Raw genomic sequence first — 598 nt, 5'->3', positions numbered from 1 at the left:
GGTTCAGACCCACCCGCGCCCAGGCGTCGAAGTGGTTGGCGGTGGTGATGGTGCCACTGCTGCGCTTCTGCTGCCGGACGCTCCAGTACTGGTAGAACGTCTGGGTGCCGTCGATCGAGGGCTGGTTGACCCGCTGGCTGCGCAGGATGTCGTAGGTACCACCGTCGGTGGTGACGCTACCCAGCCGGGTGGCGCCGCTGCTCGGGTTGTAGCTGCCGAAGTTCTCGACGATGTAGTACTCCACGAGCGGGCTGCGGGTCCAGCCGTACAGCGCGAGGTAGCTGTTGTTGTTACCCGGGTTGTAGCTACCCGAGTAGGAGATCGTGCGACGGGTGCCAGGGTTCCAGCCCTTACCGCCGACCCAGTTGTTGGTGCTCCTGCTCCACGAACTGGTGTAGCGGCCGTTCTCGCGCAACACCATGCAGGCGTCGCCGCTGTCCTTCCAGAACGAGAAGAAGAACCCGTTGTGGGTGCCTTCCGTGTTCGAGCAGACCTGCCGGTCGGCCTCGGCCTGGGCGGGGCTGGCCGAGATCGCGACGGTGCCGGTGGTCGCCAACACTGCGGCGAAGGCGGCGGCAGCCAGCATTCTGACGCGTCC

At 65.9% G+C, this 598-nt stretch carries 1 protein-coding gene; it reads right to left on the bottom strand.

What is annotated here, in order from left to right:
• The coding region (locus Van01_RS32780) for a glycoside hydrolase family 11 protein (RefSeq protein WP_373306321.1) at positions 1-598 on the bottom strand (598 nt) is incomplete at both ends.

The organism is Micromonospora andamanensis, from assembly GCF_016863495.1.
GTDB lineage: Bacteria > Actinomycetota > Actinomycetes > Mycobacteriales > Micromonosporaceae > Micromonospora > Micromonospora andamanensis.
Note: the sequence above shows the minus strand (reverse complement) of the source record. Positions and strands in the feature narration are given on the sequence as shown.